The sequence below is a fragment of the Chryseobacterium aurantiacum genome (assembly GCF_003020585.1).
Classification (GTDB): Bacteria; Bacteroidota; Bacteroidia; order Flavobacteriales; family Weeksellaceae; genus Chryseobacterium; species Chryseobacterium aurantiacum.
Genome location: NZ_PXUE01000004.1, coordinates 242010 through 260386 on the forward strand (window position 1 = coordinate 242010; position 18377 = coordinate 260386).

Annotated in this window: 13 protein-coding genes; 3 read left to right on the forward strand and 10 right to left on the reverse strand. The window is 35.4% G+C overall.

Annotated elements, in window-relative coordinates:
* Positions 1 to 242: 242 nt before the first annotated feature.
* The gene (locus C7D53_RS15440) at positions 243 to 1781 is read right to left on the reverse strand and encodes a SulP family inorganic anion transporter (protein WP_106917324.1); all 1539 of its coding nucleotides are present in this window, start codon (positions 1779 to 1781) and stop codon (positions 243 to 245) included.
* 644 nt (positions 1782 to 2425) lie between these two features.
* On the opposite strand from C7D53_RS15440, the gene C7D53_RS15445 reads away from it, so the two are divergent.
* Both C7D53_RS15445 and C7D53_RS15450 read left to right on the forward strand, forming a co-directional pair.
* Positions 2426 to 2854 carry a transposase gene (locus C7D53_RS15445; protein ID WP_106917325.1) on the forward strand — a complete coding sequence of 143 codons (429 nt, stop codon included), beginning with the start codon at positions 2426 to 2428 and terminating at the stop codon, positions 2852 to 2854.
* 44 nt (positions 2855 to 2898) lie between these two features.
* Positions 2899 to 3216: a helix-turn-helix domain-containing protein gene (locus C7D53_RS15450; RefSeq protein ID WP_228422375.1), complete on the forward strand. Its 318-nt coding sequence runs from the start codon at positions 2899 to 2901 to the stop codon at positions 3214 to 3216.
* A gap of 569 nt (positions 3217 to 3785) precedes the next feature.
* Here the strand turns inward: C7D53_RS15450 and C7D53_RS15455 are convergent.
* Both C7D53_RS15455 and C7D53_RS15460 read right to left on the reverse strand, forming a co-directional pair.
* On the reverse strand, positions 3786 to 4625 hold the full coding sequence (locus C7D53_RS15455) for an SMI1/KNR4 family protein (protein WP_106917327.1): 840 nt from the start codon (positions 4623 to 4625) through the stop codon (positions 3786 to 3788).
* Positions 4626 to 5150: 525 nt separating this feature from the next.
* On the reverse strand, positions 5151 to 6668 hold the full coding sequence (locus C7D53_RS15460; protein ID WP_106917328.1) for a TROVE domain-containing protein: 1518 nt from the start codon (positions 6666 to 6668) through the stop codon (positions 5151 to 5153).
* Between the two features lie 251 nt (positions 6669 to 6919).
* Here C7D53_RS15460 and C7D53_RS15465 point away from each other — a divergent pair, with 251 nt between their 5' ends.
* Positions 6920 to 7372, forward strand: a complete 453-nt coding sequence (locus tag C7D53_RS15465; protein WP_106917329.1) for a VOC family protein — start codon at positions 6920 to 6922, stop codon at positions 7370 to 7372.
* A 106-nt stretch (positions 7373 to 7478) separates the two neighbouring features.
* Here C7D53_RS15465 and C7D53_RS15470 read toward each other — a convergent pair whose 3' ends face one another.
* The 7 genes from C7D53_RS15470 to C7D53_RS15500 form a co-directional block, all read right to left on the reverse strand.
* Positions 7479 to 8822 carry an SWIM zinc finger family protein gene (locus C7D53_RS15470; RefSeq protein ID WP_106917330.1) on the reverse strand — a complete coding sequence of 448 codons (1344 nt, stop codon included), beginning with the start codon at positions 8820 to 8822 and terminating at the stop codon, positions 7479 to 7481.
* Positions 8823 to 8825: 3 nt separating this feature from the next.
* Entirely contained in the window at positions 8826 to 11522 is a 2697-nt protein-coding gene (locus C7D53_RS15475; protein ID WP_106917331.1) for a DUF6493 family protein, read from the reverse strand.
* Positions 11519 to 14050 (reverse strand): DUF6493 family protein, encoded by a 2532-nt coding sequence (locus C7D53_RS15480; protein ID WP_106917332.1) that lies wholly within the window; start codon positions 14048 to 14050, stop codon positions 11519 to 11521. The genes C7D53_RS15475 and C7D53_RS15480 overlap by 4 nt, the downstream gene beginning before the upstream one ends.
* Before the next feature lie 274 nt (positions 14051 to 14324).
* Positions 14325 to 16283, reverse strand: coding sequence for an AAA family ATPase (locus C7D53_RS15485; protein ID WP_106917333.1), 1959 nt, complete (start codon positions 16281 to 16283; stop codon positions 14325 to 14327).
* 124 nt (positions 16284 to 16407) lie between these two features.
* Positions 16408 to 16959: a 3'-5' exonuclease gene (locus C7D53_RS15490; RefSeq protein ID WP_106917334.1), complete on the reverse strand. Its 552-nt coding sequence runs from the start codon at positions 16957 to 16959 to the stop codon at positions 16408 to 16410.
* Positions 16960 to 16999: 40 nt separating this feature from the next.
* Positions 17000 to 17545 (reverse strand): 3'-5' exonuclease, encoded by a 546-nt coding sequence (locus C7D53_RS15495; RefSeq protein WP_106917335.1) that lies wholly within the window; start codon positions 17543 to 17545, stop codon positions 17000 to 17002.
* A gap of 90 nt (positions 17546 to 17635) precedes the next feature.
* Complete coding sequence (locus C7D53_RS15500) at positions 17636 to 18199, reverse strand: metallophosphoesterase family protein (RefSeq protein WP_106917441.1); 564 nt, start codon at positions 18197 to 18199, stop codon at positions 17636 to 17638.
* Positions 18200 to 18377 lie beyond the last annotated feature (178 nt).

The following is an 18377-nucleotide window of genomic DNA, read 5'->3' on the forward strand; positions in this document are numbered from 1 at the left end:
TTGAAAAAGATTTAAAATTTTTTAATCATCAACAAGTGTTTAGTTTTCTATTCTTCCCAAAGATAAAATTTTTATCATAAATGCATACCTTTAGTTTTCTGTTTTAAGATATTTTATGATTTGAGGAAGCCTGAAGCAAAAACAAGGACCATAAAATAAATTATGATCCTTGTTTAATTATTGTAGATTTTTTATTGTGAATCGTTCACCCTTATTTCACACTGCTTGTTAATTTTTATCTTCTATTTTTCCGGCATTACCTTGTATGTAGGATCTTCCTGTATATTAACTTCTACAACGGCTTCTGCATTTTTCAGCATTTTGCGGCAATCTTCGCTGAGATGGCGAAGAAAGACTGTTTTTCCTTGCTGCTTGTAGCGTTTTGACAATTTATCCAAAGCATCAATGGCACTCATATCCACAATACGGCTTTCTTTAAAGTCTATAACCACTTCATCAGGGTCATTCATGGGATCGAACTTGTCTGCAAAAGCTGTAGCTGAACCAAAAAACAAGGGACCATATATTTCGTAATGCTTTACTCCATGCTCATCCTCGTATTTTTTGGCTCGGATTCTTTTGGCGTTATCCCAGGCAAAAACCAAGGCTGCGATAATTACTCCTACCAGTACTGCCAAGGCCAGATTATGTAAAACAACAGTGATAAGGGCTACTGTAACGCCAACAAATATATCCGACTTCGGCATTTTATTTACAATTCTGATGGAAACCCACTGAAAGGTACTTATGGCAACCATCATCATTACTCCCACCAATGCTGCCATAGGAATTTTTTCAATAATTGGAGCTCCGAAAAGAATGATCATTAAAATCATAAGGGAGGCTATAATCCCTGACAGCCTTGCTCGGGAACCCGCATTAAGATTCACCAAGGTTTGCGCAACCATAGCACAACCACCCATTCCACCGAAAAAACCGTTGGTAATATTCGCCAATCCCTGAGCTACTGATTCTTTATTTGCATTTCCTTTTGAATTGGTAATTTCATCTACCATAGATAGGGTTAAAAGAGATTCAATAAGCCCTACACCTGCCATGATGAGTGCATAAGGAAAAATAATCTGCAAGGTATCAATAGAAAAAGGAACCTGAGGAATATGAAAACTTGGAAGATTGCCACTGATATGGGCAATATCCGCCACTGTTTTGGTTGGGATATTAAAGCCTAAAACCACTGCAAATATTACAATAATTGCTGCTAAAGACGCAGGAATTGCCTTGGTGAGTTTAGGAAAAAAATATACGACCGCAATGGTAAGGGCCGTTAAACCCGCCATAATATATAATGGAGCCCCCTGCAGCCAGCTTACTACTCCATTGCTGTCTGTAATTTTAAATTGTTCGACCTGCGCCATAAAAATGATGATCGCCAAACCATTTAAAAAGCCGTACATAACCGGTTGCGGAATAAGCCTAACAAATTTTCCTAATTTAAAAATACCTACCAGCATCTGAAGAATTCCCGCCAATGCTACAGTAGCAAAAAGGTAGTCTATTCCGTGGGATTTTATCAGGGCAATGAGTACAACAATGGTAGCTCCTGCTCCTCCTGACACCATTCCCGGGCGTCCACCCAAAATAGCTGTTATCAACCCCATCAGACAGGCAGCATAAAGTCCTGTGAGCGGAGAAAGTCCTGCCAGTATTGCAAATGAAAGAGATTCCGGAATCATGGTCATTGCAACGGTAAAGCCTGCCAGCAATTCGTTTTTATAATTAATTTTCTTCGAGAAATCGAATAAGCTTATGGTATTTTTCATTGAGCTGCAAAGGTATATACTTGGCGAATGGTAAGCAATTTTTTATTCTGTTTCTCACATCGCAATTTCACCCATTGGAATAATTCACACATCTGTTCAAATACTATGTTAATTTTAATTAAAATTACTACATAAACAAACTTTTTTATATTTCTCTTGGTTATAGGTTCTTATTTTTGTTTAAATTTGAAAACAATTAAGCAGATTATTAGGTACTAAACACAATATTCTAAGCATAAAAAACTGGTTGTCAACACATATACAATCATACAATAAATAAAAGCTGAATGTAAATAAAATTGCATCAAGAAGCTTTAATAGGTTATATATTATTTACACAAATGGTAGAAAAAAGAAGTTTGAAAAAGAAGAAGAGTTATAAACCCATTGAGAATAAGCAATATGCCTAAAAGTGCTTCAAAGTGACAACAAGCACGTCCTTTTTTAGATATTAAGCTATCCTGATCCGTTTTTAAAGATTTCATGGTCTTATTTATGGTGTCCTAACCCCCTTAAATAATCCATTAATTTTTTCGATTTCAAAATTGAGTGAATTATATTTTATAGTTCATAAGTAATATATACTACCTATTTTGCGTTTTCTTATGCATAAGTTTTAACAATATAGATAATATTAAATAAAAATGTTATACAAAGAGATCCATATTGGAAAGTTTATTAAAGAGAGGGTTGATGAAAGCGAAATAACAGTAGAGAGAATATGTAAATTTCTGGGGAAAGATGAAAGTGCTGTGGAAGACATGTACAATACTAGATCAATAGATACAGATCTTCTTCTAAGATGGAGTAAATTATTGGAATATGATTTCTTCAGGCTCTACAGTTCACATCTTATTCTATATGCGCCACCTGCAGCGGTGAACAAAAATCAGCAGAAATCGGATAAAATTCCATATTTCAGAAAAAATATTTATACTCAGGAAATTAAAGAATTTATTATGAAAAGAATTCTTTCCGGTGAAATGACACAAAGCGAAGTTATTAAAGAATACTCTATTCCTAAAAGTACTCTTCACAGATGGCTTCAGAAAAGTGATAATACGAACGGATAAATTGGTAAAAAATGCGTCCTAATTACAAAAAGATTTACCAGGATATGCTTAAGTTAGAATATCCGGACAAATTAAAAGATCCAAAGATCAAGGAACTTCTTGGCAAACTGGATACTACTGAAGATGTTCTTAAGTTCAATGACAGACTTTTCAAGCCATCCAGAGAGGGCCAGAAAAATAATCAAAAGCTTAAAACTTATGACAAGAAAACCATGCTCAAGCTTCTTCAGTATCAAAAGAAGCATGGCCATTCTACCAGTTACATGTCTAAAAAATATAAAATAAGCCGAACTACTCTTACAAAATGGAAATTAATGTTTGAGGAAGAGCTTAAAGATCCAATAAAAAAAGCCGATAAATAACATATCGGCTTTTTTGTAAAGGTAACTATCAGAAAAAGCGCGGGGCTACACTTGCCGGAGTCGAACCGGATAACCTTGTCGAAGTTACAGACTTCGCTATTCCTCCCCAAATTGCGTGACGATGGAGCTTTTTCTAACGACACTTATAATAAAACAAGGCAACAAGCAAAAAGTGATGTCGTGCTCTACCAGCTGAGCTACTCTTCCTATAATAATTGTGCTTTTTTTGTGGAAGAGACGGGGCTCGAACCCGTGTCCCCGTCGTGATGATCGAAGTAACACTTTTCTACAGCACTTGTTTTGTTTTCAAATAAAAAAGAGGCTAAGTTCAAAAAGACTTTTACAAAATCATTTTCATGACTTTCTGGAGTCGAACCAAATTAAACCGAAGTAGGTCTTTTTTACGGCACTCTTTGTCAAAATCAAGGTAATATTTTCAGAATCTTCCGTGCATTTGCTCTACCTGCTGAGCTACCTCTCCTTTTCGAGGGAAAAGGCAGGATTCGAACCTGCGACCCAATGTTTACTCAATCTCGAAGTATGATTCTAAGACGACACCTGATTATCATTTATTTTTCTTCTTCAGCAATATCAGTTTTAATAACAGGATGAATGATGGCATTTTCCGGATAATAACTTAAACCGAAACTACTCCATCCGCTGGACCAATAGAGAATTCTTTCTTTCAGATAAGGAATATCTTTGGTTTGGTCATACTTAAAATTTTCATCAAATATATTCTTTACCTCATCAATAAGTTCAGGATAAAACATTTGGTCTTCTTCATCATATACATCAATATAAATATCAAGATAGTTACTTAATTCATTTAATAAATAAGTTCTTAAATCCCAACCCATAACAATAATATCAGAAGATCCTAAAGAAATAATAGGCTTCCATTCAAGATTTTCATCACTTATAATATATCGGAGACCTCTTAAAGGTAAAAGAGCCGGAAGATGAGAAAACCATTCTTCAAAAACTTCTATTCTCTTTTCCAAAGATATAGGTTTTACCCCCCATGAATTAAGCCAAACCTGACTTTCCTCATTCACATCGTGCTTCATCCAGCTATAGAAACCCTCTATTATTTCTAAGACTTCTTTTTCATCGGCAAGCCAATTATAAAAGAAATTACGTTCTTCAATAATCAGTTCTCCATCATCCTCATATTCAATAATTTCTTTTTTGTCAATCGTATGAAGAATCTTTAAAAATTCTTTATGCTCAGGAATAAAACTGATTTTATATTTTTTCTCAATTTGATCAATCTGTTCTTTAGAAAGCCCTTGCCATTTGGCACCATAAAATCCTTTAGGACAATTTTCATCATCCATAGACCAAAGTTTTTCTGTACGTTCTTTGACCCAGTATAAAAATTCAGTAAGGTTACTTGGTATATTCATTGTATTATTTTTTTAAAAAGAGGCAAAAGATTAAAAAGACTCGCCAGATCATTTTCATGATCTGTTTTGGAGTTGAACCAATATCATAAGATTTACCGAAGTAAGCCTTTTCTACGACACTCTTTTATAAATTATCAAGGTAAAAATGTAGGAATCTTTCTTTTCCATCTGCTCTATCTTCTGAGCTACATTCCGTTTACAACAAGAATGACAGGGATTGAACCTACGGCCTGATGGCTTATAATCGAAGTATGATTCCAAAACGACACTTGATAAAGCAAAGCAATAAATCAAACAGAGATCTATAAACGGTGTGCTATCTTTACACCACCTGCTTCCGCAGAACAGGATTTGAACCTGTACTACCGTTACTTAAAGAAGTAACTCTGTTTTACGGCATCTGCTTTTATGATTATTAGTTTTATATTTTACAAATTTACATACTTACTACGCATTCTTTTTACGCAGTTATTTTTTTATTAAAACCAATTAACAACATTCTGCTTAAATTAAAAGCAATGCCTTTTACAGCACTACTTTTCGGATCATTTCTATGGCAGATTTCTGATCTTCCAAAGCATTCAGTACATCGAATATTTTGTCTGACCAACCTGCAATAAGGTATACATCATTTCTTTTGATATCAATAGGTTGTCTTCCATAGCCAGCCAAGTCAAAAATATACAATTTCGCATCAGGAGCTATAGTCTTGTATCTACTCCAGGAGTCTTCAAATGACTGTTTGTTTCCAGAGCTATCCCACATTTGGGTATCTGTGAAAAGCATTACTTTTTCCACTTTTTCCTGTCTTTTAATCAAATCTTCGATGACCAGATAACCGTTTGTAGAATATCCCACTTCACCTTCGCGCTTATAGAATGCATCTACATTTCTTAAAATACCATTTTTAGGCATTGGTACTCTCAACCAACGATCACCGAAGATTCCTGTTACTACATTTTTACATTGTGACTGCAAGATCATTGACATCAATAAACCAATGTCATACAGCAAGACCTTACTTTTTGAAGAAACCCTTTTCTGCATTGAACCTGAGACATCAGCCGCAATAACCACTGAAGTATTAAAACCAAAACCTTTGATATTCTGAGCACTTACCAAAATGGCATTTTCCAGTGCTTCCAATACAGAAGACAAATAAGGAGAATCAATGGTTTTCAATTCTCTGTAGGCCGCCAGAAATCGGAATGGCAATTGTTTTGAATGTCTTACAGCTTTTTCATCAGACAGATAACGACAAATTTTGTTCATTGCATCAGCCGACACTCCTGCTTCCAGGATATTTCTTAAGTTTCGGAGGGTTGCCATGTATCCCAGCTTGTTACTGAAAATCAGTTCTTCCCATTTGATTTTGAAAGCCTCTTCTCTTTCTGTATGATCCGTATATTTTTTCTGTCCCAGCACTGAAAGCTCAACTTCCCACGTGTAAGGAACTTCTAACACATCACCTGCAATTTTATTAAAAATGGTTTGCTGGCTCTCATCCTTAGCTTTTGGGTGTACCAGGAATAAGGCATCTTTCAATGTCACTTCTCCTTTCCTGTTATATTTTGCAAACTGGTATTCATCAAACTTATTGAATGACTTTACCAATCCTTTCTGAATCTGCTTAGATAGCCTGTTCAGTTTTTTTGTTTCTGTTCTTTTGTTAGCAAATTGGTAATACGCCAGCAATTCTGTGATTTCATCTGCCCTCTGAACAACTCCATCCACTGTTTTGCTTACCAGGTCTGAACCCGAGGTTTCTCTTGCCAACTCCGTAGCCAAAACCAACGGAACAGAACGTAGGTGCATTTCTTTTCGTGCATATACAGCGAGTTTTGCTACAAATTCAGGGTCATTTTTTTTTATCAGAGACTGTATTCTCTCCAATCTTTCATTCCCTTGTTCATAGGTAATATTAGATAGCCCTGTTGTAACCACAGCACTATACAATTCTTCTGCAGGGGTCATCACATATGCTTTTGCTCCCTCATAGTTCAAGACTACTTTATTTTCTTTTTTCAAAAAATTAAATTTCATGAGTTACTGTTTTTTGTTAAACATTGAAAAGGATATACTTCCTCTCTGATTTCTGATGCAAAGTAAAAACAGTATTACGTAATCATTTTGCGTAGTTAGTTTTTAATAAAAAAATCTAAAAAGTATCTGATCCTGGATAATAGCAACATCATTCATTTAAAGCTTCTATCATTCATTTCAAATAAAGAAATGGGTATTCATAGGTATTCACACATCTGTTCTCTAGCTTTGTATTCATTAAAATTAAAGCTATGATTAAAGGATTATATGAAACTCATGTACAAGTAAGCGATTTGGAAAAAGCCATTCAGTTTTATACGGAAGTATTGGGATTGAGACTGGCTCATAGGGATGAAACGAGACCTATCGCATTTTTATGGATTGGGGAAGAGAAAGAATTTATGTTAGGATTGTGGGAGCAGAAAGAGAATCTTCAGCCGAGACATTTTGCTTTTTCGAGCAGTAAAGAAGATATTTTAAACTTGTCTGTAAAATTTTTGGAAAACAAAAACCTGAAGCCCTATAACTTTCTAAAAAACGGCAGTGTTGAGCCTATGGTATTTGCATGGATGCCTGCCCTAGCCATCTATTTCAATGATCCGGATGGTAACCAGCTTGAGTTCATTTCTATTCTGGAGGGAGATGGAAAACCTGAAATGGGTGTACTAACTTATGAGGAATGGATAAAGCAATCCGTGAACTGATAAAGAACAGGGCTAATATAATGTGTTGGTAATCGCAAAGACGCAATAGGTTTTAAGAATCACAAGTATTTTCTTTACGTCTCTGCGTTTATCAACATTTTTATTATTAATTATTTATCAGTTTCTTCACTGCAAGCACATGCTTGCAAGGTCCTCTTTCACCCTGATATTTACTGAACCATTCGCAGGTACATCGTTCTTTTTCTCCTTCAATAATTATGGTATGATGTACTCCTGTACCTTGTACCCTGGCTTCTGTTCTTTCTTTATGATCACTTAAAATCTCGACTTTCCCATCTTCAATCAGTTTTTCGGCATTCTTCATGCGCGGATTTAATTCTAAGATTCTGCTTAGCTTAAAAGGTAATCTGCGATAGAAAAACTCATTGTCATCAAGATCATACCCCAATAATCCCATGGCCGCTAACCTTCCTGTTATATTATCCGCTTTATTCACGCTGAGATTTTCATCCAATGCCAAAACCGTTGAATTGAATGATTGGTTAGCGTAAGCATATTTGTCCAATGCATCAATCAATTCATCTGAGACTTCTGTTGTAAGGCTATCCAGCACTGCTCCCTCTCCTGAAAATCCTCTCCAGCTTTCTCTTGACAGAGAAAAACTAAGTTTTATATTTCCCATATAAAGCTGCCAGGTGGTAGACTGCATATTAGGCTGCGAAAAAACCTGCATATGATCTATATAGGGAAGTAAAGGCTCCAGTAGTCTCAACCTGTGAAGCCCTCCGATACAAACAGCATCAGTTGATTTTACCGGAGAAAACATGGGTTTGTTTCCTCTCACAATAAGATAGTAGTCTGACTTTATGATCCCTTTCGGCATTCCTCTGAATAGCTGCTGAGTTTGTATCTTATTAAAACTATGCTGTTTTTCGGATTCAGAAAGATATATCTGCACTGTTCCCAGGCCTTTAATCCATTTTGTAGGTAATGGAACCTTTCTTTCTACAACTTTTTTTTCTTCTTTATAGAGCCCAAATTCTTTATCGCCAACAGAAAGCATAATTTTTTCATTGGGACGAATACTCCCAAGGGCAGTTATCATAGGTTGGTTAAAATCTACATTTGTGGTTCCATTTTCCAAAAACTCACCATCCAAACCATCCGGAAGCACATCTACTCTTGCATACACCCCTGCACAATGAGAGAATCCTTCAAATCGTAATCTCTCATTTCCGGCGGTTACAATCGGGTCTTTGAGCAATGCCATCTGAAATGGTGACAGATTAAAGCTTGACTTTACAATATTGGAAAGTGTAATGAGGCAACGGGCCAAAATAAAAGGTTGTCCTACATTTCCCCAGAAAAAACAGGGAACGTCGGTTGTTTTCTGTATCTCGCTATATTTGGAGAGAAACAGTTCTTCCAAATCATCTTTCTTTACCAGTGCAGATGATCTAGAATAATTATAAGTAAGCATATCTTCCATAATTTATTTCTTTAGAAGAAGATTGCAGATTTTTTTCAGGCTCGAATTTTCTTTCCAGCTATTCAGTTTTTCTATTATATGTTCTTTCGCTTCCGATTGATTTAAAGCCAATACCTCATGATAAATTTCTAGTAATTTTTTCAAATTGGTCACCGGATCTTCCATCTGAAGCAATATACCGGATATCAACTCTTCCAGAGCAACATTGTGATTTTTGCTGACGTTCAGCATATGATGTTGGATAAGATCTGTTAATCTTTTGACAGGCGCCCACTCCAGTTTTTCGTGAAGTCCAATTACCTTACCTAGCTGCGCATTGTCAATCATTTGATGAGAAACATGTTCTAACCAGATTTCAGCGGCAGTTCCTCTGATTGTTTTATCTCCATCCAAAAAGATTGTTCCTAAAAACAAATATCCCATATCATCCAGAGGTCTTTTGATCTGATAAAAAGCCTGTGCTGTATTTAAAACCAGATTTCTTTCATAAACTTCAGCAATACCTGAATAGAAAAGACAATTTCTGATGACTTTTGCTAAGGTATTTGCCGGTGTATTTGGGAAACACCACATCATGGCAGGAATTTCGGAAAGCTCTTTTTGTTCCGCAATAAAAAATTCCAGGAACAAAGGTTCTTTTCTTTTTTCAAGATGGTATTTTGGAATAACAATATTCAATTCAACAGGATAGTACGAATTTTTCTTGCTGTCAATGGTTTTCCATTGGTAAGCTCCCGTAAGGAATTCTACCGGAATATTATCGTATCCGAAGTTGCTAAACTCTTCAAAAACGGTTTCTGGTGAACGTGTAATTCCGGCTGTCATCCACCATGAAGGATGGCTAAGTTCTCCTTTTGGTTTTTCATTTTTACCAAAGAAGAAAAGTAACAGTTCTTTATACTCACCTTTTAATCGTTTTTCAACCCACTGCAAAGCTTCTTCAGTATTATCAAGGGCACAACGCTGCAATGCCAACTGCATGTCCAGATGATTGGGTTCAATATTTCTATTTTGATAGGCCTCTAATCTTTCTACCAAACTAATAGGAGAAATCCAACAAGGGGTATGAGTTACTGTAAATAACAGGGGAATATTTTCGCCGGTTTTTATCTTTTGAGAAATATATACCGCCATCTCCTTGAAAGCTTTTGTAACAGGATCCTTTACTCCCACCTTTTCTATTGGGCCCAGTTTTTTATGATAATTTGAATAGATCTCTCTTGAAGCTTCATCTTCAGAGGTTTTATGATATATTTTTTCCAGGTTTTTAAGTTGAATTGGATATTTTTCCAATAAACCTAATCCGTAATTGATAATCAGATTGCACAGAAGAACATTCAAATATGGAACTTCCCATTTTGCAATTGTTTTACAGGCTTTTAAGAATACTGGCTCTATTAACTTAACAGACTCTGCATTGGTTTCATTAGCAAACCGCATCAATCCATCCAAGGCGATATCACAGTGGTAGCTGTAGGGGTCCTCTATTGCCAAAGGAAGGAAAAACATTAAATCCTCAAAGCTTTTGAGCTCTTTGATCTTGTTTTCATTGGCTATCAGTAAGATCCTTTCTGAGGCTATAGCTTCAAGCTCTTGTTGCTTGTCTTCAATATATTTTGATAAAACAGGACGTACATTACTTAGTATATTGTCTGAATAATGAGAAAGTGCTTCCTTTATATTTTCAGAGGCAGGGATATATTTCAGAAAAATTTTGGCCGCTTTCGACTGTATACCATCGTCTTTGCTGACAAAGGCAGTACTTAAGGCTATTCCCAACATTTCAGGATCAAGCTTTTTGTGCTGGAATATTTTTTCCGTTAAGGCCAGACCGGAAATAACTACTGTTTTAATTTCAGAGCTTAATAGGTTAGGAAGATAGTGTGAAAATTCATCACTTTTAAAAGCCGGTAATTCTACTAACATTTTCAAATGTACAAGAATGGTATTGACTGCCTTAGACTGTGTGGATGTTAAGCCTGCAAGCAGTTCATCCTGAAGCTCCACCAATTCTTCTTCAGTGGGTTTCAATGCTGTAAATGCATCCATAAACCATCCGGTTACATTCTTATTAAAGTTTCTGTTAGATGCCAAAAGACATTCTTTTAGAAACCTTATTCTTTCTATCTTTTGCTCTGCAATAAGTTTTTGTATCAAAGGAAACCATTCTTTACGGAACGGCAACGATTTAGATGGATATTCACATAAATACCAAAAGTGAGTATTAAGTGTTTCAGGATGATGGTCCAGATCAAATGGATAATTGCTCAGATGGTGTCCTAGCAATTCAGGTTTCGGTTGCACATATCCTTTTTCTGTCCATTCTAAAATATGCTGATAATTAAAGGCTGTAAATTCAGCATCTATGGAACTATTGATAAAATCTGAGAACCAATCCGGGCATCCCCATTCCAATATCTGTTCTGTTTGTTCAATATTTTGGAAAAGACTCCAGTAATTTTTACCAAAGTTTTTCTGATCCATACATACAAATGATGCAAGATCAATAATGGAGTGCTGATTTACAGAACCGGCAGTATGATAAGAATTTTTGGTCATGACGATCTTATTGATCTCTCGGTCCATTTTCTTTATTGTCGGAACTAATGTTTTCTTCTCGTCTGGCGTAAGTTTCTTCAAAAATGGGATAATCTCATGTATTTCTTCCTCATTAAGAATTTCATAGAGTCTTTCTTTCATTGGTTTTTAATTTGATGTATAATTTTTTTCAGGTTATTCTCTTTTTCCCATTCTGTAAGCAAACTGTTAATCGTTTTATCGACCTTGGTTTGATTTTGGTTGAGCAGTTCATAGTAAAGCTCTAAAAGCTTTTTAAGGTTAAAAACTGGTTTTTCAATCGCTGAAAGAATGGAAATCAGCAATTTCTCAAAAGCTTGGTTATGACTGGTACTCAAATTGATAAACCCTGACAAACCATCTGTAAATCGTTTCACGGGTGCCCATTCAAAATTGATCTTTTTACCAATCAACATTCCCAGTTCCTGTACTCCGAAGTCCTCTGAAACTGCCTTGTTTATTAAGACTTCAAAAGCCATACCAGAGAAGGTCTTATCTTTATTAAACAGTCCCGCTGAGAGGAATAAATAATGTACAGGCTGAAAAGACAAATTCAGTTGCATCCATGCATCAAAAAACCTCACATTACCCTTTATATCATATTGATAAACAGCACTCGACAAATCTTTATTATATTTTCCCGCCACAAAAAGTCCAGAAAAATAAGGAGCAAAATACAAAATATAAATCAGGTCATTATCATAAACACCTTGATAAGAGTTGAATAAATGATCTAAAAAATTTGCATTCTGAGAAAGTTCTTTTTGGTTTTCTACCGATATCAATACTTCGGGTATTTCTTCTGTATTATTCCACTTGTATACTTTCCTGTAGCCTAGCTCCCAATCAAAGTTTCCTTCCAAAAATTCTTTCCTGTATTGATCTTTGAAATAGTTTTGATCGAAAATAGGTCTTACAAGCTCAAAATATTTTTCATTAAGCTGTTTTTTTGCATATTGTTCGGCCTGTTCTAAGTTTTCTTTTTTGGCCCGAAGCATGGCTATTTGCCAATCAAAAGGGATAGGCTGTTCATTGTATTGCTGATAGATTTTCAGCTTATCAACAAGAGAATAAACTGTAATCCAGCACGGTGTATGATCCGGAACTGAAAGAACCGGAAGTTTTTTGTTTTGTTTTAATAATTCAAAAATACCCAGCAAAAACTGATGATAGGCCTTTAAAACAAAAGGAGTTTTCTTTTCACTCCAATTTTCAAGTGCTGGAAATCCTAGATGGACATCCAGTAAAACCTGTGATTTTTTTTCCTGTTTTAATAGTCCATAATTAATAATAAATGTGGCCCATAAATGATGAAGTCCTCCAGCATCTTTCCTTTTGAGTGCTGCTTTAAAGACAGGTTCAAGTTTATTGAAATGTTCTTCTTTAAAGACATCATTAAATCTAACTAACCCCTCTAAGAACAAATCAAAATGATAAGTTTCATTGTTATTGAATATCTGAGAGGCTAAAAATATAAAGTCATCTACTGTTTCAATAGGGAGAATAGGTTGTGATAAATGCCATGAAGCTTTTTCATAACCTGAGTTTGCATTTTCATGAGTACTTTTATTTTCTTTGAAGAAATGCTCCAGTAATGTTCGTGCATCAGAAAGAATAGATCCTGTATACAACATCAGCTCTTTCTGTATTTTCTTGGAATTCGGATTACCATATTGGGCAAGAATCTTTGCTCCCTTGGTCTGAAGAGTCTTGTCTTTATTCAAAAAAACAGGCATCAGGAGATTGCAGACCTCTTCATGAAACTGTGTACTGCTTTTGGCTATTTTTTCCAAAGTCTGAAGCTGTGCATTCACAACATTCTTCGTAGTAAGGGTCATTAAAGAAGCTGTGGCTTGTAGAAATTCTTCAGTTTTAAAATCTTCATGTGTAAGGACCGAAGCTACTATTTTTAATATTCCGGGAAACAGTGAATATTGGATGGAATGAAAAATGACAAACAACTCTTCCTGAAGTGCTATAATTTCACTGTCCGTGGGTTCAAGATAGGTAAAAAGTTCCAGAAACCAGATGTTATGATCTTTGGAAAAATTGAGATTAATGGCTTGAAGGCTAGACTTTAAAACTCTATTACGTTCAATTTTATGATCCTGAACAAGGTTTTTTACTATTTGTTTCCAGTTCCTGTCATGGGAATGATAAGTAATATCAGATTCATGCTCGAATAAAAGCCAGATATGGGAATTTATGGTAATGGGATGGGTATAAAAAATTTCTTCCAATGTATGACCTGAGGCCAATGAAGAGGAAAGCAATAAGGCGCTTATCTCATCTTTGAGCTTTAAATAACCTTTCTGTTCCCATTCCAGAACTTTAACATATTCAAATTCGTTTAAAAATAAATGGCTTTCACCAATCCATTCCGGAACATAGGTTTCGAAAAGTTCATCAACAAAATGAACCGGCATAGAATAATATACGGGACCTATTTTTTCATATTCATTCTTCGTTTTAGAGCATACCAAAGTAGCTAACACTGAAATATTGTTGTGCCCCCATTCTTTATTAATATTCTTTTTTAAAATGGCAGCTACTTCTTTTTTATCTTTTTGTGTAAGCTTTTTAAGAAACGGAACAATTTCTTTTATTTTATAGTTTAAATATATTGCTCTAAACTCTTCACCAATAAGCATAAATTTATTCTTGCCGGCTAAAATAACAAAAATTGATTGACAGACAGCAAATTATCCCCAAAATGTGAATTTTTTAACAAAAAATTAAGGTATTGAAAGTGCTTCTATATCTAATTTTGAGCCCATAACAAAAATTCCCTGTTTAAAGATATACGTGTCAAATTATGTTCTTATTTAATATTTTTAAAGATACTATTATTCTTTGTTATATTTATAAACAATAAAAGCATTTAAACAGGAAAACAGTATTGACAACCAACAACATACTCGTTGTTTACATTTTAAAAGTTCTTTCAACTTCAGTCAAACCCATTTTTGCCAGATGTCTGTATACTGTTGATAGGGTAAGATTTCTTTTTTCTGCAATTTCAAAAGGAGGCATTCCTTCTTCAAATAGTTGAAAGGTAATTAAATGGGTAGGCTTTTTTACCACGACGACGGAAGTATCTATTTCTAATGTTTTATCAAATATAGGTACATCTAAAAGATAACATTGTTTTAGTTTTTCAAGATAATCTCCAAGATCATAGAGAAATATTTTAGTTTCTTCGTTGAAGTTTTTCAGCCCTTTGGTGCTTATCGTTTCTGAATAAAGATTTTTTAAAGGCAATAAAAAATCTTCGGCCACTTTTTTATAAAAGAAATCTACAGCACCTTTACATTTATCTTCAATCTCAGTCCATGGCATTGTTCCGTTCATAAAGCTCAGGGTTTTCTGTTGAATGATCTTCTTGAATTTCTCGGATATGAGGAACAGTTTTTCGCTTTCTATTTTAAATTTTTCTGCCTGTTTTTTTATTTTTTCATCCAGTACTTCTTCGGCCATCCACTTTATAACGGAATCCTTTACCCAGCCTGCATCTGCTGTCATTTGAACTTTATGAAGCGTAAAACTATATTTATCTTTCTCCAGGAGTTGTTCTAACCTATCATTAGCATTGGTTGACTCCTGAAATTTTTCAATTCTGGGATCACAAAATATGGCTTCCAGTCTAATTTTAGATTTCAGGACAATCCCCTCCAAGGTTCTGCAACGGCTTAAAGCTACATATACCTGTCCACTGGCAAAGGATCTTCCGGCGTCAATGATAACACGGTCAAACGTAAGTCCCTGACTTTTATGAATGGTAACCGCCCACGCCAGCCGTATCGGATATTGTTCAAAGCTTCCCAATACTTCTGTTTTTATATTTTTGTCCGCATCCAGAGTATATTTTTTTTGTTCCCAAACCTCCTTTGTCAGGGTAAATTCTATTCCAGATTCTTCGAATACGGCTTTTATCGAATCTTCTTCCAAGCAGGAAATTTTTGCCAGTTTACCGTTGTAAAATTTCTTCTCAGGAGATGAATCATTTCTAATGAACATGATTTGGGAACCTATTTTCAATTCAATGGTTTCATCATTGGGATATTGGGTTTCTTTAAACTCTCCAATAATGGTGGCTTTATAAAATTGAGAGATTTCCTGTAAAGCATTCAATTTTTTCTGATTGATATGATCTGCAATACGATTATGGGAACAAAGGTGGATATAAGTTTCATTTTCAGGCTCAAATTCTGGTTGATATCGGGAGTTTAATTTTTCAAAATCGATATTATGGATATCTGCATGCCTAACTGCATCAAGAATTTCGAGAAATTCTTTGTTCTGCTGTCGGTAAACTTTCGTTAATTCTACTGTTATGAATGGAACCTTTTGTAATGCCTGGGAAGAAAAGAAAAATGGAGTCTGATAATATTTTGATAAGATCTTTTCCGAATCATCTTTTACAACGGGTGGCAGCTGGTATAAATCTCCAATCAATAGCAACTGTGCTCCTCCAAACGGAAATTGATTCCTCCTTACACGCCTCAAGGAATGGTCCAAAATATCCAGCAGATCAGCTCTTAGCATAGAAACCTCATCTATAATAATGAGTTCAATCTCACGAAACAGGTCCAGCTTATCTTTTCGATATTTAAAATGAGGGAAGAGTTCATTAATATTCATGGCTAGATTAGGATCAATAAGCTCTGTGGTAGGCACAAAAGTTCGGAACGGAATTCCAAATAACGAATGAATGGTTACCCCACCTGCATTAATAGCTGCAATACCTGTAGGCGCAACAATGATGTGTTTTTTGCGGGTCTTTTTCACAAAATCATTTAGGAAAGTAGTCTTTCCGGTTCCTGCTTTCCCTGTCAAAAAAACGCTTCTGTTGGTATGTTCAAGTAATTCAACGAGTGTCTCCAATGAATAAAAAGTTTTATCAAATTTAAATCATAAAAAATGAAAAGTAACTGTCAGTATCAAAATAAAAAAAGACTCCCTTTGCAGGGAGTCCATCATAGTGATAGCATTAAGTTTACTTTATCATTTAGTAATTCTTCAGGCACCAGTGCAAAATCTTTGCAATATTTCTGGCATCATCTACTCCTCTGTGATGAGTACCATCCAGCTTAAAGCCCAGCTCGTTCAGGGCTCTCTGCATTCCTACACTTTTCCTTATTGTGGGATGCACCTCTCCAAATAATGTTTTCACATTGATGTGGTCATCACCCATCGGATAGTCTGTATAAAATCTTCTGGCTTGATCCTTAAGCATATTCAGGTCATAATTTCCGTAACTTGCCCAGGTTAATTCCTCGGAATCATATTCTGCTCTCAGAATATCAAATGCATCCTCCAGCATGATGCCTTCATTATCCAGCAAACTCTGTGTAAGCGTTGTAAGTTCTGTACAAAACGGACTTACCTTTGAATATTGAGGCTTTATTAGGATACCCTCATTCTTGGAGATCTGTCCGGTTTTCGCATTCATGATGCAAACCCCTATTTCAATGATCTCACTTTCCTGACCTCTTGGCGGCCGGTTGTCCCAACACGTGGCTTCAAGGTCTATAATTAATATATTTTCTGTTGTTTTCACTTGTTTAAAATTTTAATAATTCTATTTGTTAATTTTCAAATTATGCTAAGATCTTACTTAAGACCTTAGCCGTATTATAGGCATCATCTGCTCCACTGTGATGATTTCCTTCAAAATTCATCTTCAGATAATCCAGTGCTCTTCTAAGCCCTATAGATTTATGCAGTCTGAAATGTCTTTTGAATTCATACATCACATTCAAGTATTGTTCTGAAAAGGGGCTTTCTATTCCAAGCCAGTCACTTTGTTCAATAATCTGCTCTCTGTCGAAATTTCCATATCCTGCCCATGTAAGTGAGGCAGAATGATATTCATCCCTGATCTTTTCGCAGGCTTCTTCAAAATAGATTCCTTTTTCTTCGATTAATTTTGGAGTAATTCCTGTGAGTTTTGTGCAGAATTGATTAATTTCTGACCGTTCAGGAATAACGTAGATGCTTTGCTTTTGGGAAACAGCATTGGATATCAGATCCAGTTTGCAAATCCCTATTTCTATAATATCAACTTTTTGTCCGATTGGAATCCTGTCATTTTCCCAACAGGTAGCTTCCAAATCGACAATTAATATTTCATCGGTTGTTTTCATGGTTTTATAAAATGGATGTTGTACAGAGGAGAGGTTAGATGGTAGAATTTAAGTTCTAATTCTCTCCTTCTTTACAACTTTCCTGTATTATTATTCTCTTGGTCCAAATGGAGGCGTCCATTTTTTCCTATTCATAATTTCCTTGACTTCTTCGTAGGAAATCGGGTAAAAATTGTGGCAATCTACCCCAACATCAAAGCTTAACGCCATTTCGTCATCCGGTAAAGTTCCGTGTGAATGTCCGTATAACTGCCAGACTCCACGATGTGAACCGTTCCAGGTACGCATTGAATAGTGGAAAAGAATGATTTTCTGTTTTCCGTTATTGTTTTCCGGCTCATCGATCTTCAATTCGTGATAATCTCTGATGGAGGCAAATCGTTTAGGGTAAGTTAACGCTGAACCCTCATGATTACCTTTAATTAAATGAATATTCCCATTTAACTGATCCAGAATTTCTTTTGTAAAATCGGGTTTTCCTAAGCTGAAATCACCCAAGTGATAGACTGTATCTCCGACTCCTACTTTCTCGTTCCATCTTTTGATTAGTTCCTCATTCATATGTTCCGGAGACTCAAAGGGTCTTTCGGAGAATTTTATAATGTTTTCATGACCAAAATGATGGTCTGCTGTAAAAAATATATTGGGTTTCATTTTTTTAATTGTTGTTTTTTTTAAAAAATATTTTAAATCAATTTTCTCGAAATGCTTTATAAAAAGCAGTTTCAATTTCCTGTTGATCACTTTCTGAATATCTTCTTGAAAAGTGGATAGGGACCGCTTCTTTCACCTTGCATTCATTTTTCCTGTTTTTAAAACCACCCTGTCAACA